Origin of the sequence: Rhodopseudomonas faecalis (assembly GCF_003217325.1) — a bacterium.
Taxonomy (GTDB): Bacteria; Pseudomonadota; Alphaproteobacteria; order Rhizobiales; family Xanthobacteraceae; genus Rhodopseudomonas; species Rhodopseudomonas faecalis.
Genome location: NZ_QJTI01000047.1, coordinates 1 through 2,500, shown reverse-complemented (window position 1 = coordinate 2,500; position 2,500 = coordinate 1). Strand labels below are relative to the sequence as shown.

Here is a 2,500-nt window from a genome sequence, read left to right as displayed (position 1 = left end):
CGCCAACAAAGATCATTTTTACAACTTGGCCGATGGCCAAGCGCCGAAAAATGATCCGGAGATAGTGATTAAGACCCGCAGCTTGACGCCACAGACCCTAAACTCGGATCGATCTCCTCTTCACGATGTCAGATATCCCGCAATGCTTGCCTCAAAGGCTGCACGCGAAGTTGTGTCTCGCGGACGATTAACCGGCGCAAGCCGTCATCAAGGGTCGCCCATCTGGTGGAGCCAGACGGGATCGAACCGACGACCTCATGCTTGCAAAGCACGCGCTCTCCCAGCTGAGCTATGGCCCCGTAACCAGAAGACGAATGCAGCGCTCGATAAAATGGTGGGCCTGGGAAGACTTGAACTTCCGACCTCACGCTTATCAAGCGCGCGCTCTAACCAACTGAGCTACAAGCCCTCAGCACGAGAGGCAGAAATCCTGCGCAAAGCTTCAAAGCTAACAGCGCAGCGCCACCCCAGGCGCGTGTTCGTCCGCGAAGAAAGAGAAACGAAGACGGCGGGTCCCGCCAATGGAGCTCGTATGACTTAGAGCTCCTGATGTTTCTAAAACAGGTCGATAAGCACTCACTCAGAAGAGCAAGCTCTTGAAGACCCATCCTTAGAAAGGAGGTGATCCAGCCGCAGGTTCCCCTACGGCTACCTTGTTACGACTTCACCCCAGTCGCTGACCCTACCGTGGTTAGCTGCCTCCCTTGCGGGTTAGCGCACTACCTTCAGGTAAAACCAACTCCCATGGTGTGACGGGCGGTGTGTACAAGGCCCGGGAACGTATTCACCGTGGCATGCTGATCCACGATTACTAGCGATTCCAACTTCATGGGCTCGAGTTGCAGAGCCCAATCCGAACTGAGACGGCTTTTTGAGATTTGCGAGGGGTCGCCCCTTAGCATCCCATTGTCACCGCCATTGTAGCACGTGTGTAGCCCAGCCCGTAAGGGCCATGAGGACTTGACGTCATCCCCACCTTCCTCGCGGCTTATCACCGGCAGTCTCCTTAGAGTGCTCAACTAAATGGTAGCAACTAAGGACGGGGGTTGCGCTCGTTGCGGGACTTAACCCAACATCTCACGACACGAGCTGACGACAGCCATGCAGCACCTGTGCTCCAGGCTCCGAAGAGAAGGTCACATCTCTGCGACCGGTCCTGGACATGTCAAGGGCTGGTAAGGTTCTGCGCGTTGCGTCGAATTAAACCACATGCTCCACCGCTTGTGCGGGCCCCCGTCAATTCCTTTGAGTTTTAATCTTGCGACCGTACTCCCCAGGCGGAATGCTTAAAGCGTTAGCTGCGCCACTAGTGAGTAAACCCACTAACGGCTGGCATTCATCGTTTACGGCGTGGACTACCAGGGTATCTAATCCTGTTTGCTCCCCACGCTTTCGTGCCTCAGCGTCAGTAATGGCCCAGTGAGCCGCCTTCGCCACTGGTGTTCTTGCGAATATCTACGAATTTCACCTCTACACTCGCAGTTCCACTCACCTCTGCCATACTCAAGACTTCCAGTATCAAAGGCAGTTCTGGAGTTGAGCTCCAGGCTTTCACCTCTGACTTAGAAACCCGCCTACGCACCCTTTACGCCCAGTGATTCCGAGCAACGCTAGCCCCCTTCGTATTACCGCGGCTGCTGGCACGAAGTTAGCCGGGGCTTATTCTTGCGGTACCGTCATTATCTTCCCGCACAAAAGAGCTTTACAACCCTAGGGCCTTCATCACTCACGCGGCATGGCTGGATCAGGGTTGCCCCCATTGTCCAATATTCCCCACTGCTGCCTCCCGTAGGAGTTTGGGCCGTGTCTCAGTCCCAATGTGGCTGATCATCCTCTCAGACCAGCTACTGATCGTCGCCTTGGTGAGCCATTACCTCACCAACTAGCTAATCAGACGCGGGCCGATCTTTCGGCGATAAATCTTTCCCCGTAAGGGCTTATCCGGTATTAGCTGAAGTTTCCCTCAGTTGTTCCGAACCAAAAGGTACGTTCCCACGCGTTACTCACCCGTCTGCCACTGACGTATTGCTACGCCCGTTCGACTTGCATGTGTTAAGCCTGCCGCCAGCGTTCGCTCTGAGCCAGGATCAAACTCTCAAGTTGGACTTGAACTTTGAACCGGCTGATCACAACGTTTGACGAGGTCCCACCATCACCAACAATCCGAAGATCGTCGATCCGTCGCCGCGCTTCACAGCGCTGGCGAACATGGTGTTTCCTTTAAACGTGTACCGCCGAAGTCTCGTCCGGTCTCAATCCGAAAAAGCCGAAGCCTTTTCAACATCGAGACCCGCTAGGACTCCGCCGTCCACGTTTCTCTTTCTTCATCTCAACTTGTCAAACAGCCCGGATCCGAAGGACCCAACCCCTAAGGGGCAAAATCTCGTCTCATCTACTCGACGCCAATCGGCAACCGATAACTATCGGCTGCTGAAGCACTCACCGAGAAGAGAGGCTTGAGAGGCACGGAAGCCCGCCAGGACCCGGAGGTCTCGGCGGC

At 55.1% G+C, this 2,500-nt stretch carries 2 tRNA genes and 1 rRNA gene; all 3 read right to left on the bottom strand.

Annotated features, from left to right (window positions below):
- Positions 1-223: 223 nt before the first annotated feature.
- A tRNA-Ala gene (locus BJ122_RS18750) sits at positions 224-299 on the bottom strand.
- Positions 300-332: 33 nt separating this feature from the next.
- A tRNA-Ile gene (locus BJ122_RS18745) sits at positions 333-409 on the bottom strand.
- 205 nt (positions 410-614) lie between these two features.
- A 16S ribosomal RNA gene (locus BJ122_RS18740) occupies positions 615-2,103 on the bottom strand.
- Positions 2,104-2,500: the final 397 nt, after the last annotated feature.